Annotated in this window: 25 protein-coding genes; 1 reads left to right on the top strand and 24 read right to left on the bottom strand. The window is 41.9% G+C overall.

Annotated elements, in window-relative coordinates; all coding sequences use genetic code 11:
- Positions 1-2 precede the first annotated feature (2 nt).
- The 5 genes from essB to ACVC7Q_RS05470 form a co-directional block, all read right to left on the bottom strand.
- Positions 3-1,292, bottom strand: coding sequence for a type VII secretion protein EssB (gene essB / locus ACVC7Q_RS05450; RefSeq protein WP_447265121.1), 1,290 nt, complete (start codon positions 1,290-1,292; stop codon positions 3-5).
- Position 1,293: 1 nt separating this feature from the next.
- The gene (locus ACVC7Q_RS05455) at positions 1,294-1,536 is read right to left on the bottom strand and encodes an EsaB/YukD family protein (RefSeq protein WP_118228561.1); all 243 of its coding nucleotides are present in this window, start codon (positions 1,534-1,536) and stop codon (positions 1,294-1,296) included.
- Positions 1,537-1,992, bottom strand: a complete 456-nt coding sequence (gene essA / locus ACVC7Q_RS05460; protein ID WP_272107061.1) for a type VII secretion protein EssA — start codon at positions 1,990-1,992, stop codon at positions 1,537-1,539.
- The gene (esaA, locus tag ACVC7Q_RS05465; protein ID WP_447265122.1) at positions 1,989-5,012 is read right to left on the bottom strand and encodes a type VII secretion protein EsaA; all 3,024 of its coding nucleotides are present in this window, start codon (positions 5,010-5,012) and stop codon (positions 1,989-1,991) included. The genes essA and esaA overlap by 4 nt, the downstream gene beginning before the upstream one ends.
- Positions 5,013-5,143: 131 nt before the next feature.
- On the bottom strand, positions 5,144-5,431 hold the full coding sequence (locus ACVC7Q_RS05470; protein ID WP_031576577.1) for a WXG100 family type VII secretion target: 288 nt from the start codon (positions 5,429-5,431) through the stop codon (positions 5,144-5,146).
- Positions 5,432-5,908: 477 nt separating this feature from the next.
- Between ACVC7Q_RS05470 and ACVC7Q_RS05475 the strand changes: the two genes are divergently transcribed.
- A complete protein-coding gene (locus ACVC7Q_RS05475) occupies positions 5,909-6,460 on the top strand; it encodes a hypothetical protein (protein ID WP_447265123.1) in 552 nt (183 codons plus the stop codon).
- A 54-nt stretch (positions 6,461-6,514) separates the two neighbouring features.
- Here the strand turns inward: ACVC7Q_RS05475 and ACVC7Q_RS05480 are convergent, their stop codons facing one another.
- The 19 genes from ACVC7Q_RS05480 to ACVC7Q_RS05570 all read right to left on the bottom strand — a co-directional run bounded on the left by ACVC7Q_RS05480 (position 6,515) and on the right by ACVC7Q_RS05570 (position 23,652).
- Complete coding sequence (locus tag ACVC7Q_RS05480) at positions 6,515-8,365, bottom strand: proline--tRNA ligase (protein WP_447265124.1); 1,851 nt, start codon at positions 8,363-8,365, stop codon at positions 6,515-6,517.
- Positions 8,366-8,380: 15 nt separating this feature from the next.
- On the bottom strand, positions 8,381-9,640 hold the full coding sequence (gene rseP / locus ACVC7Q_RS05485) for an RIP metalloprotease RseP (protein ID WP_447265125.1): 1,260 nt from the start codon (positions 9,638-9,640) through the stop codon (positions 8,381-8,383).
- Positions 9,641-9,676: 36 nt separating this feature from the next.
- Entirely contained in the window at positions 9,677-10,480 is an 804-nt protein-coding gene (locus ACVC7Q_RS05490; protein ID WP_447265126.1) for a phosphatidate cytidylyltransferase, read from the bottom strand.
- Between the two features lie 9 nt (positions 10,481-10,489).
- On the bottom strand, positions 10,490-11,239 hold the full coding sequence (locus ACVC7Q_RS05495) for an isoprenyl transferase (RefSeq protein ID WP_447265127.1): 750 nt from the start codon (positions 11,237-11,239) through the stop codon (positions 10,490-10,492).
- 154 nt (positions 11,240-11,393) lie between these two features.
- Positions 11,394-11,720, bottom strand: coding sequence for a preprotein translocase subunit YajC (gene yajC, locus ACVC7Q_RS05500; RefSeq protein ID WP_003009970.1), 327 nt, complete (start codon positions 11,718-11,720; stop codon positions 11,394-11,396).
- Positions 11,721-11,864: 144 nt separating this feature from the next.
- Positions 11,865-12,110: a hypothetical protein gene (locus ACVC7Q_RS05505; RefSeq protein WP_003009969.1), complete on the bottom strand. Its 246-nt coding sequence runs from the start codon at positions 12,108-12,110 to the stop codon at positions 11,865-11,867.
- A gap of 225 nt (positions 12,111-12,335) precedes the next feature.
- Positions 12,336-14,465 carry an AAA family ATPase gene (locus ACVC7Q_RS05510; RefSeq protein ID WP_447265128.1) on the bottom strand — a complete coding sequence of 710 codons (2,130 nt, stop codon included), beginning with the start codon at positions 14,463-14,465 and terminating at the stop codon, positions 12,336-12,338.
- 355 nt (positions 14,466-14,820) lie between these two features.
- Positions 14,821-15,120 (bottom strand): hypothetical protein, encoded by a 300-nt coding sequence (locus ACVC7Q_RS05515; RefSeq protein ID WP_447265129.1) that lies wholly within the window; start codon positions 15,118-15,120, stop codon positions 14,821-14,823.
- 18 nt (positions 15,121-15,138) lie between these two features.
- The gene (locus tag ACVC7Q_RS05520) at positions 15,139-15,519 is read right to left on the bottom strand and encodes a type III secretion protein (RefSeq protein ID WP_447265130.1); all 381 of its coding nucleotides are present in this window, start codon (positions 15,517-15,519) and stop codon (positions 15,139-15,141) included.
- Positions 15,498-17,114 (bottom strand): hypothetical protein, encoded by a 1,617-nt coding sequence (locus ACVC7Q_RS05525; protein ID WP_447265131.1) that lies wholly within the window; start codon positions 17,112-17,114, stop codon positions 15,498-15,500. Before ACVC7Q_RS05525 ends, ACVC7Q_RS05520 begins: the two co-directional genes overlap by 22 nt.
- 1 nt (position 17,115) lies before the next feature.
- Positions 17,116-17,502, bottom strand: coding sequence for a DUF1310 family protein (locus ACVC7Q_RS05530; protein WP_447265132.1), 387 nt, complete (start codon positions 17,500-17,502; stop codon positions 17,116-17,118).
- 185 nt (positions 17,503-17,687) lie between these two features.
- Positions 17,688-18,086 carry a DUF1310 family protein gene (locus tag ACVC7Q_RS05535; RefSeq protein ID WP_447265133.1) on the bottom strand — a complete coding sequence of 133 codons (399 nt, stop codon included), beginning with the start codon at positions 18,084-18,086 and terminating at the stop codon, positions 17,688-17,690.
- A gap of 106 nt (positions 18,087-18,192) precedes the next feature.
- Entirely contained in the window at positions 18,193-18,957 is a 765-nt protein-coding gene (locus ACVC7Q_RS05540) for an amino acid ABC transporter ATP-binding protein (protein ID WP_447265134.1), read from the bottom strand.
- Positions 18,958-18,976: 19 nt separating this feature from the next.
- The gene (locus ACVC7Q_RS05545) at positions 18,977-19,663 is read right to left on the bottom strand and encodes an amino acid ABC transporter permease (protein ID WP_003004305.1); all 687 of its coding nucleotides are present in this window, start codon (positions 19,661-19,663) and stop codon (positions 18,977-18,979) included.
- Positions 19,664-19,666: 3 nt separating this feature from the next.
- Positions 19,667-20,359: an amino acid ABC transporter permease gene (locus ACVC7Q_RS05550; RefSeq protein ID WP_447265135.1), complete on the bottom strand. Its 693-nt coding sequence runs from the start codon at positions 20,357-20,359 to the stop codon at positions 19,667-19,669.
- 66 nt (positions 20,360-20,425) lie between these two features.
- A complete protein-coding gene (locus ACVC7Q_RS05555) occupies positions 20,426-21,304 on the bottom strand; it encodes a transporter substrate-binding domain-containing protein (RefSeq protein ID WP_447265136.1) in 879 nt (292 codons plus the stop codon).
- 28 nt (positions 21,305-21,332) lie between these two features.
- Complete coding sequence (locus ACVC7Q_RS05560; RefSeq protein WP_447265137.1) at positions 21,333-22,334, bottom strand: uroporphyrinogen decarboxylase family protein; 1,002 nt, start codon at positions 22,332-22,334, stop codon at positions 21,333-21,335.
- Between the two features lie 98 nt (positions 22,335-22,432).
- Positions 22,433-22,633 carry a hypothetical protein gene (locus ACVC7Q_RS05565; RefSeq protein WP_447265138.1) on the bottom strand — a complete coding sequence of 67 codons (201 nt, stop codon included), beginning with the start codon at positions 22,631-22,633 and terminating at the stop codon, positions 22,433-22,435.
- Positions 22,634-22,650: 17 nt separating this feature from the next.
- Complete coding sequence (locus ACVC7Q_RS05570) at positions 22,651-23,652, bottom strand: uroporphyrinogen decarboxylase family protein (RefSeq protein WP_447265139.1); 1,002 nt, start codon at positions 23,650-23,652, stop codon at positions 22,651-22,653.
- Positions 23,653-23,901 lie beyond the last annotated feature (249 nt).

Below are 23,901 nucleotides of genomic sequence, written 5' to 3' on the forward strand. Positions count from 1 at the left end.
GACTACTCCTTGTGTTCGCTAGACTCAGTCGAGCTTGCTGTTGTAGAAGACGAGCTTTCTGTTGAGGAGCCTTCTGTAGATGAAGCCGTTGTTGAGCTGCTAGTGGAAGATTTGGTTTCATCTGTCTCTGCTTCCAAGAGTTTAGAGCGGGCATCCCAGTATTTCTTGTATTCGCCCTCGAGCTCAGAGAGTTTCTTCTCACGCTGTTCTCCAGAGAGTTTTTCACTATCACGTGTCGCCTTGATTTCTTTACGAAGGGCATAGATGATCAAGTCTGAATCGTCGATCCGCTTGGCTGTATCCAAGGCTTGGGTAAAGTCATGACGGCCGATATAGATCCAGTAGTGGAGATAGAGACTGTCTGACTTGAGCGTGACGTTGTTGAGGATGACCTTCTTTTGGTCCTCTGAGAAATTCAAGCCCTGCAAATAAGACGTCGCCAACTCATATTTCTGTGTCGTTGGAAGACTGCTTGGAGCTACTCCCTCCAACTCATCGATCACACCCGTATAGTCTACCTTGAGATAGGCTGTATCCGCTTGAAGCAACTTTTCTTTAAAAGGTGCTTGGAAAAAGACCAAATAGATCAACGGCAAAAGTAAGAGGGCCACTACAGCGGAAAGCCATACAGTTGCCAACTTAAAGATTCGGTGTTGACGGCTTGAAACCAAGGTCAAGGTCTTTTCTTCCTCTTCCTTGCGTTCTTGGTAGGCTTTCTCTAAGAGAGCTTTCATCTCTTCTAAGCTAGCGGCATCACGGATTTCTACCAAGAAATCTGGCAGATCTTCTAATTCAAGCGTCCCTTGATAGAGCTCCATGAAGTCCCAGTCACCAAAAAGAGTAACGGCATAGCACTTAGCCTGGCGCAAAAATTCAACCTGATCCCACTTGCGTGGCACCATCATTCCCGGAACCCCGCGGTAAGCAATCTTGACTTGTGCATCTTTGGTTACAAACAAATTGACGGGATGCAACATAAAGGTCACTGGAAGCTCCAAGGCTGGCGCCAAATCCAAGACATTGATGGCTAGACGCAGACGGTCTGATACGGGTAATTCTTTGATTTCTTCTGCACTCAAGCCCAGCGCATCTGTCTGATAGGTCAGATGAATCTGGTCTTGATCGGCCATCATGCTTTGCTCTAAAAACAGGGGATGATGGAGATCCAAAATCCATAAATTGCGTAAATCCTGGCTATCCACTTCTGAACGCTTGAGGTCCAGTCGCCAGCTCGTTTCTTCTTTTTCAAAACGGAAGACTTGTTCTTCCAGTGTAAATTGTTCTTCTTTCACCTTACCACTCCTCAATCTCGATCAGATCACCACTCGTGATCGGATACTCTTGTACCACCTTGCCTTCATCCAGCAAGATGCCTTTATTTACCACGCGCAACTGATACTTGCTTCTAGGCTCCATGGTAGACCCAAAGATCTGATCCAATTCCCGAATCAAGCGTCGCACCTCCATCCGCGTTGGGATCCGGAGGTCATGGCTTGCACCATTCATACGGAAGGTGACATTGATATGTTGGTCCATTTAGGCCTCTTTTCTATAGATTCGATAAGAAATATAGCCAGCAATCCCAAAGAGAAGGGCACTCCAAGCCAGCATTTGCAAGGCTGGAATAAAATCCGCCAAACTGGCCGAATTGTCCTCCACATTGGACTCAAATTTAGATAATTTTTGATTTTCCGGCTGGAACAGGTCCGCTTCAGGCCCTGTTTTTTTCTTTCCCTTTATAGCAGAAAACAACTGGCCGTCTGAATCGGTCAATTGTTTCTCTTGCTTGCGTTTTTCATCTGCTAATTTTTTCTGATCCTTCTCGTTGAAAAGAGACTCAGTCGCATCCAATTGGCCCCCGAGTGTCTTTTCCTGCTCTGTCTCAAGACGTGAGTTGTTAACCTGCAGACGATTATCAATAAAATCATCTGCAGAAACAACAACTACTGGCAAGAGACTAAAGACAAAGAGAAGATACATCATTTTTTTCATAAGCTTGATTCAATTTCCTTTGTTTGAGTAAACTTCTTTGGAATGAAGATATTGGCAACCGCCAAAAGGCCGAAGAAGACCAACAATCCGAAGAAGACGCCGATACCGGCTGTTTGTCCATCAAAGTAACCCGCAAACTGTCCTTCTAAAATAGAAAGGAGGTTGACATTTTTCACCAGTGCTGGAAGGCCTGACAAGGTCGCGGTCGTTCCGATCGCGCTTGATAGGTAGACATAGCTAATCAACATGAAGAAGGCCAGTCCCATTCCAATCACACGGAAGTGTTTCAATAGGAGGTATTGCAGTTGTACCAAGACAAAACTTGCTAGAACCGCTAAGAATACCCATGAAGGTACATATTCACGACCAACAGAGAGTTGAATACTTGAAATCATTCCGATCACCAGTCCAAGGATGAGAGAAAGTCCTACAAGGACACCGACAGACAAGAGATCTGATTCTTGCAAGCGATTTAATTTGAAACGATCTTTCACCTTACGGATGATTGGCTGAGTCGCAAAGAGATAAGCTGTAAAGAGGCTCAAGATTTCTAGCATAAAGATCCAGATAAATGGACGGTAGACGTTGATGGTCGCTTTCACTGAAGAAGATTTCTCTGCAACTGGATTTGACAAGAAGTCAAGCAAGATTTCATTTGGCACTCCATTTTCATAGGCATTGTTGAAGACTTTACGGAAGGCTTCGACGAAGTTCCCGTTTTCGGACAATTCTTTGTCGAATTCACCCATCAAGCTTTCCGCATTGCTAGATAATTTCTCTGTATTGCCTTGGGCTTTTTCCAATTCTTTGTTCAATTGGCTAAAGATTTCATTGGTAGAGTTAGCAGCTTCTACATTGCTACGAGATGTGCTCTTAACGCCTTCTGTCGAGCTCAATAATGACGTGTATTCAGAACCAAGGGCTGACAAGTCTGCATCCGTCTTGGTTTGAGCTTCCGTAACGGTTGCTTGTGCAGTTGAGATAGCCTCTAAGCGTTTTTGAAGGTCTGCATACTGCTTCAATTGATCGTTGATATTTTGGGTTAGATCCTTGTTGGTGTTTTCGATCGCTTGAAGATTAGCCTGCAATTGTGGTCCCAAGTCTTGCAACTGTTTAAGGGTACCATCTAATTGGGCTTTCACACTCTTCGTTGCATCCCCAGATTCATCCGTTTCAATACTCTTACGGTAGTCCTTTAGGTTACTTGAAACAGCAGCCTTCACGATGTCGACCAAAGCGTTTGTCAAATCCATATCTTCGATTGGATCATAGAGTGAATGACGAACATGGTTGTCATCTTCTGGATAGTAAGCATCAATCAATGCTCCTGCGCGTTGATAATCCAAAGCAATTTCACTAGCTTTCGACGCATAGTTAGCAACAGCTGTTTTCAAGTCTTCTGCAGATACGGTCACACTGGTTGAAGAAACCCCATTCACAAGAACTTCAACATCAATTGCGCTTGGCATAGCTCCTCCATCTTCAACAAGGTGAATTTGGATTTGTTTGCCATCTTTCAGTTCGACTTCCTGCTCGCCGCTACCTGCATAAGTATGTCCATCATAGGTCCAAGTATCAACCTTGACTCCTGCTGGTACTTGGATGCTAACCTTCTGTTTTCCAGATTTAGCATTGAGGACATCGGCAACTGCAGTTGATTTGGCATCCACTTCTGCAGCCAAAGTTTTTAAATCATCAGCATTCCCTTTTGCTTGTGCCTTCGTTCCAGCAAAAGCACTATCAAAATCAATCGCTGTATTGAGATTCCCATACTTATTCAGATTAAGACTAGCAGGATCTAAAGACGGAAGTTTTTCAATCGCGTTACGAATGTCCGCATCTGCCTTATCGCGAGCCTTGCTGATAGTTTCGATTTTTGGCTTTCCAAGCAAGGTACGAAGAGTGACTTTTTCTCCTTCTTTTAGACCATAGTAGTCAAGGATCTTCGCTTTTACAGAAGACTCGATGTTGTTTTCGTGCTCATCTAATTTGTCGCGTTCTGCTTTGATCCCTTTTTCGAGGTCTGCCACACGATCATTCACATCCTTGGTCAAGCCTGCATAGGTCTTGGTACCTGAAGCATCTCCTTCAGTTTCAGCTGGTTGACTCAATTGCTTGGTAATCGCTTCTTGATTTAATTGTAGATTCTTATACAACTCTTGCGTCTTTTCACTGACAACAGACTGGTTCATAGACATCAGCTGGTTCATGAACTCTTCATGGCTGATCTTGTCCTCAGAGCGTTGCTTGATCAATGTGTCAAAGTTTTGACCGTACTGATCCTGAGATTGGGTCAACTGATCAAAAGCCTGGGTATAAGACTCAAGAACTGTCTTCAAAGCATTGTTCGACTCGACAGATGATGTCGACAAACTATAGAGACTCGGAAAGATATTCTTCGAATCTAAGGCTGAATCCAGCAAGTTGCTTCGGTAAGAACCAATGTTGGTTGATTGGATCTTGTTACTTGTCTCCACGTTTTTCTGAGCTGTATAAAGGTTGCTTAGAATGCTGACCATATACATATCAACCAATTGGCTATTCAAGTCTGAAACGATATCTTTAGCGACTTTATTGGCCTCGTTCTCAACCTGAGAATTCCCAGCCGCATTAACCTTATATGTCACCGTGGTCTTCTCTGCATTGACTGCGTTCACTTCCAAGACCTTCTCTGAGAAGTCACTTGGAATGACGATCAACAACTGGTACTTGCCATCTGCAAGCCCTGACTCAGCAGCTCCACGAGGGAGGACAGACCAGTTTTGCGAATTATCCCGTTCGATATTCTTTACATAGCTAGCCCCAAGGTTGTATTCTTTATCATTCAGTTTAACCGCCTTGTCTTCATTGACCACCGCAATATTGAGCTTGGTGTTTTCTGTCGTTTGTACGGTCTTGGCTTCGTTTTGCTTTTGATCCTTTTGAACCGTCGTATAAAGACCCACTACAGATCCCATCAAAAGGAGCACAACTGCGCTCTGACCAATGTATTTTAACCATTTTTTATTTTTAACTTCCATACCTTTTCCTTTTTCTAATTCATAGATACAAAATAGGGGTTAGGAATTAAGAATCTAACCCCTATTTTCTATATATCAAAAGACAAAAGGGTGATCTACCTACAAGAAGTAAGATCACCTCCAAGACTATCTTAGTGGATTTGTGCAGCGATATCTTGGTCAGTTTGTTCAACGATATCAGCAACTTTGATCAATTGAGCGTTGATGTCTTCCAACAATTGAGCGAATTGTTTGATTTTTGGAGACAATTCGTTGAATTGTGCTTCAAAGCTATCAAATGCAGATCCATCCCAGTTTGCGTCGATGACTTGTTGTTCATGAGTCAAAGTGTTAAGGATTTGATCGATTTCTTGAGAACCTTGTGCATAGCGTTGTGCTGATTGACGTAGTTCTTCTGGAGTTAATTTAATTTGAGCCATATGTTTCTCCTTTTGGGCTGATACCCTTATATTTTTTTCATAAACAATACATTTTAGTACGAATTAGTAAAATGCCAGATAACTGTATATTTTACCTTTCCCTCCCTGTTTGTATTATTTACTTAAAAATATCTTAATGAAATATTGCCAGAATGTCAAGTTTAGAGGGCTAACTGATAAAACATTGTAACTTTGTTACAGCTGTGTAACACTTTGTCATATAACTGTAACATTTTTCTGAAATCCCTTGCCCTAGTAGTCTCCAACTAGTATTATTTTTAGGAAGAAAAGAAAACACTCTGTCCTTCTATGCTAACTCAACACATAGATAAAAATTGTTGATTTTAGATGTTTTTAGATACAATTTTTGACGATTTTTGTATATTTTTTCATTTTTTAAGCTTTTATGGTATAATGAGAACTGTTTAGAGCTTGTTTCATACAAGATCGAACACCATTAACTTCTAAGGAGTATTTATGAAAAAATTTCTACTTACCGCTGTCTGTCTACTTGCCCTTACTGCTTGTAGCCAAGGTCAACAAGGAAAAGGAACGACTAGCGTTTCTTCCAAGCAAGAGGCCACTCAAACCAAAAAGGAGCAAGTCCAAACCAAGACCTTTGTTAGCGACCTCGGTGATCACTACCAAAACAAAATTCAAATTGGCTATAAGAAAGATGAGATTGTTTCAATGACCATCATGGGTGTTGCACCAATACCGGAAGATATGCAAAAATCAGATGTCGCTGAATTGAAGGAAGTCTACCAAGAAGAAGCTGATAAAGCAAATTCCAAACGCGGTGTTAACGGACAAGCTGGGATCAACACAAGCATCAAAATCGCTGATGATAAACAGACCTATACAAACGTTATGCATGTTGATTTTACTCAAATGAAAAAAGAAGATTTTGTGAAATTACTGGCTGATCAAGGGGAAGAAAGCAACACTACCATGTTGAAATATCTTAAAGGCAAACCTCAAGATCTCTTTACCTATTTCAAAGATCAAGGCCTCAAAGAAGAAAAATAAAAAGAGCTTCCTGAGTTTCATCACCACATTGGTGAGAGCTCAGAAAGCTTTTTCTTATTTGTTCAAGATTGAAAGAGTTTCAAGGAGATTATCCGCATGCACTTCGATGGTATCTCCTGTCGCTTTGATTTTCACTTCAACGATGCCTTCAGCTGCTTTTTTACCAACTGTGACACGGATTGGAAGACCAATCAAATCACTATCGCTGAATTTGACACCAGCCCGCTCATTTCGGTCATCCACCAAGACTTCGTAGCCTTTATGAACCAAGGCTTCTTCAATCCGTTTAGTCAAATCAAGACTCGCTTCATCCTTGACATTGACTGGAATCAAATGCACATCAAATGGCGCCAATTCTTTAGGGAAGTTAATTCCCCAAGCGTAACGGTATTCCCCTTTTGGAGTCTTATTGACAAAGAGGCGTGCATGTTGCTCCATAACGGCTGAAAGAAGACGACTCACACCAATCCCGTAGCAGCCCATGATGATTGGAACCGCACGACCGTTTTCGTCCAAGACATCTGCTCCCATGCTAGCTGAGTAGCGTGTGCCGAGTTTGAAAATGTGACCGATTTCGATCCCGCGTGCAAAGTTCAAGACCCCTTTCCCATCTGGTGAGATCTCGCCTTCCCGAACTTCACGGATATCGACGTATTCTGCGGTAAAGTCACGGCCTGGGTTGACGCCAGTCAAGTGGTAGCCTGTTTCATTGGCACCTACGACTGCATTGCGACTATCTTGGACCTTGCGGTCTGCGATAATCTTAACATTTTCAGGAATATCAACTGGACCGAGAGATCCAAAATCAGCTCCCAATAATTCTTTCACTTCCACTTCGGTTGCAGGTTCAAAGAAATCTGCTCCGAGGTAATTTTTCAACTTCACTTCATTGAGCTGGTCATTGCCAACAAGAAGGGCTACAACTGGCTCTTCATCTGCAATGTAAACCAAAGTCTTGATAGTCGCTTCTTCTGGAACATTCAAGAAGGCTGCCACTTCATCAATCGATTTGACACCTGGTGTTTCCACGCGTTTTACTTCTTCTTCTGCTACGACACGGTTACTTGGCTTGTATTCATTAGTAGCCATTTCCAAGTTGGCAGCATAGGTTGATTCACTTGAATAGGCAATGGTATCTTCACCAGAAACCATCCATTTGAGCAATTCTGCTTTGATTTCTTCTTGGACTTCTGCTGGAATCTCATCAAAGGAAGCCACCGATTTGTCTAAAACAACCCAACGGTCCAAGTCTGTACGAGCAGGTGTAACAGCCATAAACTCTTGGCTATCTTTTCCGCCCATCGCACCACCATCGCCAATGATGGCCTTGTAGTCGATGCCACTGCGGGTGAAGATCCGCTCATAAGCTGCCTTGTACTCATCATAAGTAACGTCCAAGCTATCATAGTTGGCATGGAAACTGTAACCATCTTTCATGATGAACTCACGGGTCCGAAGAAGACCATTCCGTGGGCGTTTTTCATCGCGGTATTTTGGTTGGATTTGGTAGAGATTCAATGGCAATTGTTTGTATGATTTCACTGAGTCACGCACAATAGCAGTAAAGGTTTCTTCATGGGTTGGACCCAAGATAAAATCAGAGCCTTCACGGTTTTTCAACTTATAGAGGTCTTCCCCGTAAGTTTCGTAACGACCAGATTCACGCCAGAGATCTGCACTCAAAAGGGCAGGAGCTAGCATTTCTACTGCTCCAATTTTTTCGAATTCTTGGCGCATGATGCCTTTTGCTTTTTCAATCACACGATTAGCTAGTGGCAGATAAGAATAGACACCAGCCGATACTTGGCGAACATACCCAGCACGCAACATCAAAGCATGGCTAATGACTTGGGCATCGCTTGGCATTTCGCGAAGCGTTGGAATCAACATTTTACTTTGTTTCATGGACAACATCCTTTTCTATTTCAAAAATAATTTCATAATATCATTCCAGGTGACAGCAATCATTAAAATAACCATTACAGCTACACCTGCAAGCGTCATATAGGTTTCTACTTCTTGTTTCAGTGGCTTTCTCCGGATCACCTCAATCAAATTGATCAAGATTTTTCCACCATCCAGGGCCGGAATCGGGATTAGATTGAAGATCCCAATATTGATGGAGAGCATGGCCATGAGTGATAAGACTGCCGGAATCCCTAATTGAGCAGCTTGTGAGCTGGCATTGTAGATAGCAACCGGGCCACCCAGTTTATTGAGACTAAAGTGGAAAATAATATCTTTCAAGGCTCCCAAGATCCGAGTCGCTGTATTCCAGGTATCTGTAAAACCAGACAAGAGTTTATCCACAAATCCTGTCTTGAGGCCGTTTGTCACACCCAGATAGTAACGATTCCCTGACTTGGTTGGCTTCACTTTAACTTCTTTTTCTTGGCCGTCTGTCTTGACCTTCAGGGTCAATTCAGGAGCCGTCTTGCTGTCCTTGGTCGCTTTTTCAACAGCGTCTGTCAACTCATCCCAGTTGCTAACGGTATCGTTGTTTACCTGAAGGATCTGAACATTGCTTTTGACACCAACCTTGGCAAGGGCCCCATCAGGAGCCACCTGAACATTGTTGCTGTAGTAGTCAATCGCTCCCCCACGCATAAAGGCTAAGAGTGAGTAGACGACAATACTGAGGATAAAGTTGTTCATAGGACCCGCAAAGTTGGTGATTAACCGTCCCCAAATGCTGGCATTCTGATACTGAACATCTCTCGGTGCAATCCGCACTTCTGTCCCATCTTCCTCAACGATGGTCGCATCATGATCAACACTATAGGTCTTTGTCTCATCGAGAACCAAGCCTGTGATTTCTAATTTATCTTCAAAGTCAAACTGGGTAACATTCATGGGAAGGGCTGTCTGATCCAGATTCTTTCCTGAAAGATTGATCCGGACGACTTTACCAGCCTCATTGAGCGTCAAGGTCACAGGAGTACCGGTCTTAATTTCCGTGGTATCCTCACCCCAGCCAGCCATACGAACATAACCACCTAAAGGCAGGATCCGAATGGTATACGCTGTCCCATCTTGACCAATATGGGCAAAGATCTTTGGACCCATCCCGATCGAGAATTCTCGCACCAGGATGCCCGATTTTTTTGCAAAATAGAAATGACCAAACTCGTGAACGAGAACGATCACTCCAAAAATAACTATAAAGGCAATAAACTGCATCGTTCTATACGTGGTTTCCTTTCTATCTCTTCTGTCTTAGAACAAGCCCAAAAAATGCATCAAGGGAAAGACAAAAATCAAACTATCAAAACGGTCTAGAACACCGCCATGTCCTGGAATAAATTTCCCAGAATCCTTGACACCAAAGTGGCGTTTGATTGCACTCTCTACCAGGTCGCCAAACTGACCTGCAATACTAAAGAGAATGGCAAAGAAGATCATAGCTAGAAAACCATGTCCACCTGCCACCGAGCGATCCACGATCATATAGATCACAGTTACCGCAACTGCAGACAAAATCCCCCCCAGACTTCCTTCAATCGTTTTATTAGGAGAAACCGCAGGCATGAGCTTGCGTTTCCCAAAGCGACTTCCTACTAAATAGGCACCGGAATCTGTCGCCCAGACAATAAAGAGTGCCAATAAGACCTTATCAATACCAGCAATTCGCGCATCCACTAATGAATGGAAACCAAGTCCAACATAAAAGCTAGATGCGATGGGGTAAACCACATCCTCATAATTGTAATTCTGAGCAAGAACAGTTGTTCCCATGAGAATCAAGACAACCAGACCATAGGCAATCATATTGCCATCTGCTGGAAGGTAAGGGAGGTAGTCCTCAATCGGTAAGGTTAAGACAAAGGCCGCTAACATGGCTAGCGCTCCTTCAAAGGTCGCTGTTTCAAGCCCCTTCATCTTGAGCAATTCATGAACGCCTAACATAGCGATCAAACCAATCACAATCTGGAAGAACATCCCTCCAACCATTACTGTTGGAATGAAAAAGAGCAGGGCAATTCCTCCAAAAATTACACGTTTTTGTAAATCTTTCGTCATCATCTTCTCCTAAACACCGCCAAATCTCCGGTGGCGATGGCTATATTCTACTATAGCACTTCGTAGTGCCTCTTCTCCAAAATCTGGCCACATGACATCTGTGAAATATAACTCACTATAGGCAGCCTGCCAAGGAAGGAAATTACTCAAACGGATTTCTCCGCTGGTACGGATAATCAAATCCGGATCCCTTAGGACACGTGGCAAACTCTCGGTATAGAGATAATCTGCGATCATCTCTTCTGTGATCTCTTCTGGACTGAACTTCGCATCCAAGACTTCATGAGCGATCTGCTTCACAGCCTGAGTAATCTCTGCACGTCCACCATAATTGAGTGCGAAATTCAGGATTAAGCCAGTATTGAGGTGGGTCATCGCTTCTGCTCTTTCCAAAGCTTCTAATGTTTCTTTGGGTAATTTCTTAGTGTCACCGATCATTTGAATCTTGACATTATTGCGATGCAATTCAGGGACAAAGCGGTCATAAAACTCAACTGGCAAGTGCATGATAAACTTGACTTCATCTTCAGGGCGTGTCCAGTTTTCCGTCGAAAAGGCATAGACCGTCAAGACCTGAACTCCCATATTTTTTGCTGCAATCGTCACTTCTTGGAGAGCTTCCATTCCTGCCTTATGACCAAAGACGCGCGGTTGCATCCGCTTTTTCGCCCAACGACCATTGCCATCCATAATAATGCCAATATGTTTCGGGACTTCTAAAGGGATCTCGATTTTTTCTTTCTTCTTAAAACGAAACATGTTTTTCTACCTATTTCAATATTTATCGCTTCATTATACCATAAATCCCCATAAAATAGGGACTGTGGCCTCTATTTTGAACGAGCAGGACTTTCCTTCATCGCGCAATTCCATTTGCCCACCAAAAAAGAGGCTCTTGCCTCTTCTTTGATGATTATTCTTCGATAGCTGAATCGACATCTGAGCTAGCAGATTCTGTAGCAGTGGCTGAGATCCCTTCTGATACAGGAAGAACTGTTTTGATCGCTCCCAATTCAAAGGTCAGGTAGACACCATCAACATCCAATACAACGGTCTTGCGATCTGTATCGACTTCATCGATGGTTCCGTACAAGCCACCAATCGTGATGACTTCATTTCCTTTTTGAAGTTTATTCAAACTTTCCATCCGTTTTTGGTACTGTTTCTTTTGGCTACGGCTCATGAAGTACATCAAACCGACCATAAGAACAAGCATAATTAGCAAACTTCCGCCTTGCATATGTTTCTCCTTTAATTTTCATATATGCTATACTATATCAGATTTCGCCCGTCTTTTCAAGTTTTCCCATCCTCTTCAAGCAAAATCAGACTCCAGTCTCAGATTTGGATGCAAAAGAAAAAACCACGAAAAGTGGGCTACTGACTAGTCAATCGTAATGCCATACTTTTCGTGATTCTCATCATACCAATCAATCAAGGCCAAAGCCGTTTGATAGGTAATATTTTTGATTTTACTCGTTCCCTTAGTCAAAGTCGCCAAGCTCATTTTGCTGATGTTTGTTTCAGTTGCGACACGATAGCTCGTCAAGCGACCATCAACCATCAGTTGAACAACGGCTTCTACTTTTCTGTATTCGGGAGTTGAGTAGATATCAATTGTATTGCTCATCTTACTTCCATTCCTCAAATTTTATTCTTGTATAGATTATATACTTATTTTCTTTATTTATTAATAAATTTGCTCAAATTGGGTTAATTTCACTAATTATTGATGTTTTTTTGGCCCAAATAGGGGGATTTTAGCCTTATACAGCGAATAATTTCCCCCAGGTGGGAAGAAAAAATAAAGGCAGCTATAATTATAGCTGCCTCTATTTTCACAAACTAATTCGCCTTATTCTGCTTGTTTATCAGTATTTTCTTCCTTCTTTGTGTCTTTTTCTCTGATCACAAGTACACCATCTTCCATATCAGCTTCTAGGTGTTTAGCATCAAGGTTATCCAAGTGGAAGTCTGTGACTTTGTCACGGATTTGTTGTTCAACGACCCGACGGAGTGGACGAACACCCATCACTTCATCATAACCTTCTTCAGTCATATATTCTTTGGCTGCATCGCTCACTGCCAAGTCGATTTCTTTCTTAGAAAGGGTCTTATTGACATCTACCAACATCAAATCCACAATCTTAGAAAGGTCTTCTTTGCTCAAGTGTGAGAATTCGATTACAGCATTGAAACGGTTAAGAAATTCTGGACGGAAGTAAGGTTTCAAACGATCCATGAGTTCTGGTTTATCCGCATCTTCTGTCAAGTTGGCTTCGTAACCAAAGCCAGCGTTTGAAGTAGCGATAATTACAGTGTTCTTGAAGTTGACCGTATTCCCTTGACCATCTGTCAAACGACCATCGTCCAAAACTTGGAGGAGAAGGGTGATCACTTGAGGATCCGCCTTTTCAATTTCGTCGAGAAGGACGATTGAGTATGGGTTACGGCGAACACGTTCTGTCAAAGTATTGCTGTTGTCATCATAACCAACATAACCAGCTGTTGTACCAATCAATTTAGAAACGGCTGTACGGTCGCTGTATTCTGACATGTCCAAGCGAATGATGGCATCTTTGGTTCCGAACATATCAAGAGCCAATTGTTTAGCCAATTCAGTCTTACCGACACCAGTAGGTCCTACAAAGAGGAAGCTTCCGATTGGACGGTTACCTTCGTCAAATCCTGCACGGTTCCGACGGATAGCACGCGCTACTGCTTCAACGGCTTTATCTTGACCGATAACCTTGGTTTGCAAACGGTGACCCATATCTTTCAAACGTTCGATATCAGTTGCACCCATTTGAGATACTGGAATACCTGTCATCCGTTCTACTGATTCAGCCACATCGTTGATTGTTGCTGTTACTTTATGGTCTTCTGTATGGTTTTCAATTTTCTTTTCAAGTTCTTCGATACGAACCTTTGCTTTCAAAGCTGCTTCATAATCTTCTTTCGCCGCAGCTTCTTCTTGTTTGGTTTTTTCTTCTTCAATCTCATGTTCCACAGCATGGACATCTGTTACCGGATGTTGAGCCGCCAAGTGAGCAGCTGTCACATCGACCAAGTCAATGGCCTTATCCGGTAAGCTACGTTGTGGAATGTATTGGATCGAATAATCAACTGCTGCTTTCAAAACTTCATCTGGCAAGATGACATTGTGGTGTTTTTCGTAAAGATCACGGATCCCTTGAAGAATCTTGAACGTATCTTCAGCTGAAGGAGCATTAACCTTCACTTCGTTGAAACGACGAGCAAGGGCCGCATTCTTCAAGATGGTGTTACGGTATTCATCTTGAGTAGTTGCACCAATGACTGTCAATTCCCCACGTGAAAGAGCCGGTTTGATGATATCCGCAAGACCTTTAGATCCTTGACCATCACCTGTGCTACCTGCACCAAGGATTTGATGGATTTCATCAAAGAAGAGAATGACATTTCCCATCGCCTTGACTTCTTGGATCAGATTTTGAATATTTTCTTCAAAGCTACCACGGTATTGAGTCCCTGCTTCAAGACCAGAAATATCAATGGAGATGATTTCTTTGTTCTTGATGGCTGCTGGAACGTCCCCGTTCACAATAGCTTGTGCCAAACCTTCTACAACTGCTGTTTTACCAACACCGGCATCCCCTACAAGGACAGGGTTGTTCTTAGTACGACGAGACAAGATTTCAGCTGTTTCTTGAATTTCTTTGTTGCGTCCGATGACCGGATCCAATTTTCCTTCACGTGCTTCTTCGGTCAAGTTGCGACCAAGTTTTGCAAGGATCCCATCTTGTTTCATTCCTTTACCTTGATGGTGTTGCGCTTGCTCACTTCCTTCATTTGGAAGTTGACCAGTTTGACGGTAGATAGCGAATTCTTCTGGTGTCACTTCACGACCATTAATCATGTAGCGACGGCTTTCAGAACGAAAACCACCCATGTTGCCCATTAGTTGATTGAAAAGATCATCCATATTGTTAAAGTTGTTATTCATAGTTGTTACCTCTAATTTACATAATTTTAATTCGTTCTTGAAAATTAGCAGACCAATTGGCTGCTGTTTGGTTGTTTACATAATTTTAATTCATTTATTTAATAATAGCCCTACAGGCTAACAGTTTCTATTCTTCCTTTTATCAATTAGTTGTCTTAATTCTGGAAATAGCATATTACCATCTCCTTTCCACTATTGATCTTGTAAACTCTTGAGATTTCCCAACCTCTTTTTGTTTACATAAATTATTATAACGCAGACTGATTTCTTTGTCAACACTTTTTTACATAATTTTTAAATTTATTAAAAAAATCTGGATGTCATTCCAGATTCCACATTTTATAGAAGTTCTTGGCTAGATAGATTTAAATTTCCCAGCTTTTTCTTGAATAGCCGTCTGTACATTTTTAGCAAATTGCCCTACCATGGATTGATCTAGTTGCTTTCCGACTACCTGGACGTCTTCTTCAGCTACTGTTGCAATCGCAGTCAATTCATCATTGAAGCGTTTCTCGACTCCTGCCTTGCAGGCCAATAAAATGGGGGCATAGACAACCCGGATTAATTCTTTTTCAAGTTTCTTTCTGTTTTCGATGATCCTCATCTTATCTTTCATATCTAAATCAAAGAAATCTTTGACTGGACTATCACCCATACTTCCTCCTCTTCTATACTATGAAACTTTATTTTGTACAATCTCTTCTTCCAGTTGGCATTTATCTTTCCGGTAGGATTGCCATAAATTTTCTTCCTCGATTTCGATCTGTTTTAAGGCTACTTGTGCTGCATCTCTAGCTTCTAGATCATACTCTTCTATACAGCGATGAAGGGACTCCCATGCACAACTGACATCAACCTCCTGCTCTTGTAAAAAGGAAGCTGCCATCGCATACTCTTCTTCCAACATCTGGGTGAAGAGCTGCTGTTTTCTTTCTACTAAGCAACGCTTTTCATCTAGCTCCAAGCGCGCTTTTTGAAACTCTCTTTCCAAGTGATCTAGTTTCTTTTCTTTTTTCGAAAGAGTAGATGACATTAATAAGCTAGTTGTTCCCACTGATTCATTTCTCCTGCAATTTCTTGATCTTTTGCTTTTAAGAGCTCAATTCCTGCATTCACTTGCTCGTTTAAAGCATGGAATTCATTCGATAAGGACTGATATGCAGCCAAACGATTGTCGAATCTTTCTCTTACTTCAGTGACAACGGTTTGCCTTGTCGCACCAGCCTGTGCATAGGCCTCTTCTACTTCCGCAAGATTGAGAATGAAGCCTTTCGGAACGGTCTGTAAGACTTTCTCCAAAGCTTCTAAATCCGTATCCAGTTGTGTCTCAGATTTCTGAGCTTGCTCCAGCCCTTCATCCACTACTCGAATCAGCTCATCAGAAGCTAAGCGCGCCTGCAAGGCATCAAGATAGATCCGTTCACTTGAGCTCAGGCCACCACCTGTTTTTTGTAATTTATCCTTTAGGCGATAGTAAACCTTCATCCGCTCTTCAATGATTTCCTTCCGAGTGATGGCTTCCGTTCCCTTTTCAAGAACCAAATTCCCATCCTTATCATAGATATAACCATGCATCATGTGTTGCAGGCCAATATTTTTTAAATTCTTAGTTTTGAGGTGCTTGACAATCCCACTAGATTCCTTGCTTCCAGAATCCTGATAGCCCAAGCTAACCAAATCTTTATGGTCAATGTGGTTGTAGATTTTGTACTTCAGCGAATCTATACGCACTTTTTGCTCGGGTGTTAAGATGGAATAGGCATTAGGGCCATTATATAGATGGACGGTCCCAATATGAGAAGCTTCCTCTTCCGTCAAACAGGCAAGCGCATACTGAATATTCATAGACCCCAGAGAGTGACCGTATAGATCTATCTTGGCATTGGGGTATTTTCGGATCACCTCTTTCAAATGAGCTGCAGCATCTTTAAACTGCGGAGGCGGGAAAGTACCTCTATCTTTGTTGTATTCTTTTAAAATGGTAGCTCCAATAAATACTGGAAACTTTGCTTGACTATCAATTAGAATGTCCGTTCCCATACCATATAGATTTGCTTTCGCCTCACGATAAGCATTTGTTATTGGATTACTCCTAATACTCTTGACAAAGCTTTTTACATTATTTCCAACATTTTTATCAAGTAAACTAAAAGGATAACTAATCAGCTCCGAAATATTATAATCGGCAGTTTCATCCCTTTTTTTCAAATTCTCCTTAATCTTATCTCTGGTGAATCTTTTCGCATAATCTGTCGCATAGTTCGCCGCTCCATTGGGACCAAGAATGTTAGAAGCCGCTGGCAAATCTGTTTTTACCCAATCCGTAAATGTATCATGGAGCAACTTTTGTGTACTTGTTTCTGTTTCCGACCCCTTCATCAGGACTGTCACATCATGGATTTGGGCGCGATCTTCATCTGAGGCAGAATAGGGGACTGGATCCTCATTAACCCCCATACCGTTATTTGTTACTACCACAACTTGTTCTTCATTCCCATTAACACTATCATAAATATGAGAAATCTGTCCAATATACTCATTATTTTTGGAACCGATATCAAATTCTCGTCCAATTTTTATATCTTTTTCATATTCAAGCAAAGCTGCTTTAACATGTTGCTTATCATTGAAATCTATATTTTCAGCCATTTTAATTTCCCTTCAGAAGTTCATTTAACTCTTTCGTTTTACTAAGATATGTTTCTTCATACTCACCAGTCGTCGAGTCCTCTTGGATAGTTGTATTTAATAATAAATCTTCGTTATCATTTATAATAATTTTGATCATTAGCCCTCCCATCGGATTATAATCTAAATCATCTTTAGAAATTTTATATGATTTTATTTTTCCTTCTGGAGTAAGAGCTTTAGGGTCTAATTTTTTCAACATATTTTCAATCGCTACCTTCATCTTCTTACTCTCTGCGATTTGAATCATTTCTTGTTTCTTGGCAGATTGTCCATTTAAAAAGCTACATCCCCCTAAGCTCAGGCTAAATACTACCATTATCAACACAATAAATTTACTTTTTTTCATCTTCTTCCCATTCTTTCTTCAGGTTTCTTAGAATTTATTATACAAAAATCTATTCATACCTGAAATGTTACTTTTGTTAAAAAATATTGCCAAATCGTTACAAGCACTAGCTATTAATGTAACATATTGGTTTTGATCCAGAAATGTTTCTATTTACCTATATTAGGGTATTTACCTAAATGAGTCTATTTTCCAGTCTCTTCTGCTTTACTTAACAGATCATCTAATTTTGCTGAAATACCGTAACTACCTGCTTCGAACTGTACTGAATCCTCCATTTGAACAGTCGTATCGATCGTTAACTTTTTATCGCCATTGATAACGAGATAGACATTCATGCCTCCCATTGGGTTGTATTCCAATTTACCTTTTATCAGGGTATAGGAGTGAATGACTCCTTCTGAAGTGAAAGCTTTAGGATCGATACTGATTAACAAGTGTTTTATCGCTCGCTCCATTTTCGTGCTTTCTGCAATCTGAATCATTTCTCTTCTCTCAGCAGCTTTATCCGTAAAAAGACTGCAACCTCCTAGAAACAAAGTCAGTAAGAATAATAGTACAAATCGTTGTTTTTTATTAGTCATATTTCCCTCTCACTTATATTATTCGTAATGATTTTTAAAAAATGAGCAAATTTTTTAAATTTTTTCCAGAATCCAAAAAACACACCCTGCATAGGTGTGCCTCTTGTTAAATCATGTATTCGACGCTGTAGGTAGCATCAGATAGAATCCGTGATAGGAATTGTTTGGTCCGTTCTTCTTTTGGACTGTTGAAGAATTCATGGGGTTCGTTTTCTTCGATGATATGCCCGCCATCCATAAAGATGACGTGGTTGGCTACATCACGCGCAAAACTCATCTCATGCGTCACGACAACCATAGTCACTCCTTCTTGGGCCAATTGTTTCATGACAGCCAGTACATCCCCAACCAACTCTGGATCCAGCGCTGAGGTTGGCTCATCCAGCAAGATTACATCTGGTTTTACTGCAATGGCACGTGCGATTCCGATCCGTTGTTGCTGACCACCTGATAGTTGAGACGGATAGTAATCCTTATAAGCGAGGAGGCCAACTTTTTCAAGAGCGGATTCTGCCCGTTGAAGAGCTTCTTCTTTTGGAATCTTCCGAGCTACAATCAAGCCTTCTAAGATATTTTCAAGTGCTGTTTTGTTGGCAAAGAGATTGTAATGCTGAAAAACAAAGGCTGTCTTTTGACGAATTTCTAAAATTTCCTTTTTGCTGAGTTTTGAGAGGTCATATGCTTTTCCACCTAGGTTTAAGTGACCTGTATCCGCCTTTTCCAAGTGGTTGAGGCAGCGAAGGAAGGTCGTTTTTCCTGACCCAGATGGACCCAAAATAACGACGACATCCCCTTGGTTAACCTTGAGATTGACATCTACCAGGACCTGATGGTCCTTAAATTTTTTCGATACGTGTTCTACTTCTAACATCTTTTCATTTCTCCTTCTTCTATGCGAGTGTCAGGCGTTTTTCCAAGAGGTTGAATCCCCACTGAATCACCCCACAAATGACAATATAAAGAATAAAAATCACGAGATAGGATTCAAAATATTGATAACCATAAGAGGCTTCGACCTTGGCAATGGCGGTGATATCCTTGATGGTCATGACAAAGACAAGGGAGGTTCCTTTGACCAAGTTGATGACCAGGTTACACAAATTTGGAAGGGCTGAACGCAGGGCTTGTGGAAAAACAATGCGGATATAGGCTTGGCGATTGGTCAAACCGATGGCTTGCGCTGCTTCTAGCTGGCCCTTATCCACGGTCAGGATGGCTGAGCGTAGAATTTCAGCCAGACTCCCTGTTGTCATCAAACTAAAGATGATAAAGGCATAGTAAATGGGATTGATCTCAAAGACATTAAAGTGACTGCCAATACTCTTAAAAAAACTATTCAAGAGGCTAGGGAAGAGACTATAAAAGAAGAGAATCAAGAGAATCGGAGGAGTCGCGCGAATAAAGGCTAAGTAAACCACTGAAAAACTGCGAACCCCTTTGACCTTGTAGATCTGACCGAGCGCCAAAAAGAGGGCTGGAAAAAAACTCAAGAGGATCGATACGACCATGATCAGAAGGGTTACTGGAACACCACCCAAGGTGGCTAGAAATGTTTTACTAATAAAATTGAAATCCATAAGCTACCTTTCTGTTACACTGAGTCGTTTCTCAAGGAGTTGAGCGGAGAGGGAGATTACAAGGGCAATTCCCCAGTAAATCACTGCTACGGCTGTATAGGTCTCGAGGGAATAATTCCCAAGATTGCGGCTGATCAAGTTATTTCCTGCTCCCATGATATCGATAAAGCCAATAGTATAGGCCAAAGCGGCGTCGCGCATGAGATTTAAGATGGCCGTCGTCATATTTGGAAGAGCCACGCGAAAGGCTTGGGGAAGGACAATCCGCCAAATGGTTTGAGCAGGCGTCAAGCCAATACTCAAGCCTGCCTCCATCTGGCCTTTGGGAATGGCCAAATAGGCTGCTTTGAAGACCTCAGAGATCATCGCTGCAAAGAGAAGAAACATAGCCACAAGGACAAAGACAAATTTGGACCAATGATCAATATCAATGCCCAACCACCAGTTCAAAAACTGGGGCAGTCCATAAAAGACTAAAAAGAGCAAGACAATCGGAGGGGTACAGCGCAAGGTAAAGACATAGCCTTTTGCTAGACCTGCTCCCACCCTATCTTCTGATACCTGTGCCCAAGTCAAAACCAAGCCAAAAGCCGAACCAAGAAGCGTCGTTAAAACCATCAAAGCTAGGGTCGCTGGCAGGGCTTGGGTCAAGGTTGGGAGAAATGACCAGACCTTGGAAATGTCGTATGAGACCATCTTTCTTTTCCTTTCTCTATCCAGATAGAAATAAGGAAGCTGGGGCTATACGCACCCAGTTCCATCTTATTTCTCTTTATCTACATAACTGAAGACATCTTCACCGAAATATTTTTTCGACAATTTCGCAAGCGTGCCATCTTTTTCCAATTCTTTGATGGCCTTGCTGTAAGCTTCCGCAAATTTTTCGTTTTTCTTATCCTTATGAATCAATGGGTAAGTTGGGATTCCTTTGTAAGCAAACCAGCTAAGTTTGTCTGCATATTGGTGGTAAGAACCATCTTTATCTGTAACAGCTTTTTCAAAGGAAAGTTTGATATCAAAGAAGGCATCGTAACGACCTTCAAGTACCCAAGCATAAGCATCTGCAACTTTGAACGATTCGGCAGCTGTTAATTCAATTTGTTGGTCCTTATGCTTTTCATTGTATTCTTTAATAACATTCCATTGCGCATTTTGTGGTGAAATTGGAACCAATTTTCCTTTTTCTTTGGCAAAGTCATCAATGTTCTTATATTTATCCGCATCTTCTTTTCGTACGGTAAATCCGATGATACTTGCTCCGATTGGTTCTTTTGGAATGATAAATTTCTTGGCGCGTTCTTCGGTATACCAAGCTCCTTTGGTTCCGATATCATACTTACCAGATTCTAGACCGATCAAAAGGTCATCGTCACTTGTTCCAGTGTACTCAAACTTGTAGTCTGGTAATTTCTCGTCAATGGCTTTCAAAACAGCTACTTCATAGCCATCTGATTCTCCTTTTTCATCGACAAAATCGTACGGTACATAGTTTTGCGTGTGGGCTACTTTCAAGGTTGTCACCTTGTCCGATCCTGTTGAGCCTTTGCTGTCGTTTGCATGGTTCAAGCTCCGTCCAAGAATGGTTGCACCTGCAATGGCAAGAACGGCCACCCCACCGATAATCCATGTTTTTTTACTCATACTCTGTTCTCCCTGATTCTATTTTTTCTTATTCTGCTGCAGCTTCACGAACCCATTCGATTCGTTCTTCATCAATGTCACTTGGAATAGTACAATCCGCACCGATGACCAAGCCTGTGGTTCCAGTTTCTGCGATGATGCGTTTGGTTTCTGCTTGAATCGCATCCTTGTCTCCTGTATAGAGAAGACCATTTTTGCCATTTTCAAAGCCACCAAGAACCGTACGTCCACCGAAGATTTCGCGTCCTTCTGCTAGGCTGATTCCTTCTGGTCCAACTGCCCAGTTAAGCACTTGAGCTGGGTAGTCTGTGAAGAGATGGATATCATTGCGAGCTCCTTCGTAGCCACAGATATGAAGAATATTTACCCCACCTGCTTCATTGGCTGCTTCTAAGACATGGAGTTCACTCGGTGCAATACTATTTTTATAAACTTCTTGGCTCACGCTCACATCTTGGATACTTTGAACACTGAGGTAGATCCCGTCTGCTCCTGCTTCTTTAATGATGCGTTGACTCAAACTTGCAATATCTTGACCAATGGTATCCAATACTTTTTTAAGGGTTGCAGCATCTTGATCGATGAAGTTTGCGATCAAGTCATCTCCTCCCGAAACTTCTCCGACCAACCATTTAAAGTAAGTTACTGGAGCAAAGATATTGTAGATGGCTACAATGTCCTCTTCAAAACCGGCACGAATTTTTTTTACAAGCTCTACCTGCTCTGTGATCCATGGATGATCGGCTCCGAGGGGTTCAATCCCTGCTAAGTCAGAGATGTTTTCAAGGCCTTTGTGAATGGCTGGATTTGGATAAGCAAAGTAACCATCGCTCATAAGTTTAACAAAGTCTGGTTGGACCTTGTGAAGGAAGTTTTGATGACCCTTCAGGTTTTTTTCAATAATTTCCGGATTAGAAAATCCTTTCAGCCATTCTTCTTCTGTTGTAAAATGGTGCCAAAATCCAACTGGCACACGGTCAACTTTTTCTCCTTTGAATGCTTTTAAGACTAATTCTCTTTTTGTAGACATCTTCTTACCTCGTTCTCTTTTTTCTTGCTTGTTATCTTAACACGTCATTCATTCTTTGACTAATATATATTTTTTATCAAGCTCTTCATCTTTTTTTATCACTGACCATCTAATAGGAGAATGCCTGCCATATCAGACGGGCGGATGAGGGAGAGGCTGTGGGCTGGAATTTTCTCTAGCCTTGCCATATCTGGATCTTTTTTATTTTCTCCCTGACTACTTGCTGCAGTCGCTTTTGCGAGTCCTAGGACTAAAAATAAGACCGTCATCACGATACACCACACATGAATCTTTCTCATCTCCCTCTCCTTTCTTCTTACAAGACGGCCGCCTGACGCACCCAGTCTAAGCGCTCCAATTGGAAATCGTCTGGTACGGTACAATCCGCCCCAAGGATCAAACCACGACTTCCCGCTTCTGCGACCAAGCGACGGGTTTCTTGCTCGATAGCTGCTCGTTCCCCTTGATAGAGCAAGCCTTTCTTGCCATTGACAAAGCCACCTAGGACAGCACGATCCCCAAAGAGCTTGCGACCTGCTGCTAGGCTCAGGCCTTCATGATGGGTCGCCCAGTTAATGACTTGAGCTGGATAATCCTTGAAGAGGTCCACTTCATTGCTGGCTCCTTCAAAGCCACAGATATGAAGGATATTGATTCCTCCAGCTTTATTGGCTGCTTCTAAAACGGCAATGTTGCTTGGCTCAATGATCTTGCGGTATTCTTCCTCTGTCACGCGCTCATCTTGGATCTGCTGGGTTGAGAAGTAAATGCCTTCCACTCCTGCTTCTTGGATCAAGCGGCGACTAAGAATGGCGATGTCTCCTGCGATGACATCAAGGACATGGGCCAATGTTTCTGGATCTTCCTTGATAAAGTCTGCAATCACTTGGTCTCCACGGGATTTGTCCGTACGGAACCAGCGTTTCAAATAAGAAATGGGCGAGAAGATATTGTAGAAAGAAGCAATCTCTTCATGGAAATGGGAACGAATCTCCTTGACCACTTCAATCTGTTTTTCAATCCAAGGATGATGCTCTCCAATCGGTTGAATGTCCTTTAATTCTTGGATCGATGTGATCTCTCTCGAATAAAGAGCACTCGGATAGCGGAAGAAGCCATCGCTCATAATCTTGACAAAGTCAGGGGATATTTCTTCAACATAGTGTTGGTGTCCCTTAATACTTTTTTCTAGTACAGCCGGATTGTCTAGCCCCAATTCTTTTTCTTCTTGGGTCACATAATGGAGCCAAAATCCTACAGGGATTCGCTCTACTGCTTCGCCTCGAATGGCACGAAGAACCAATTCTTTTTTACTCATACTGTACATCCTCCTCATCTTTTCTCCAAAAGAAAGATTGACTGCTTCCCTTCTGGAATGTGTAACCATGATATCACCTCGAAAAGTAGCTGACTAATATATTTTCCCTATCAAGGCCTTAAAATTTCTTTATTGAGAAAATCATCAAAAAAACGCAAGCCCTTGAAAATAGGGACTTGCGAGTATCTTTCTCTATTTTTTCATTTTAGAAAAAAAGACCTCTTTGATCTTTTCTTGATCCGGTTATAA

The organism is Streptococcus sp. W151 (genome assembly GCF_053010205.1).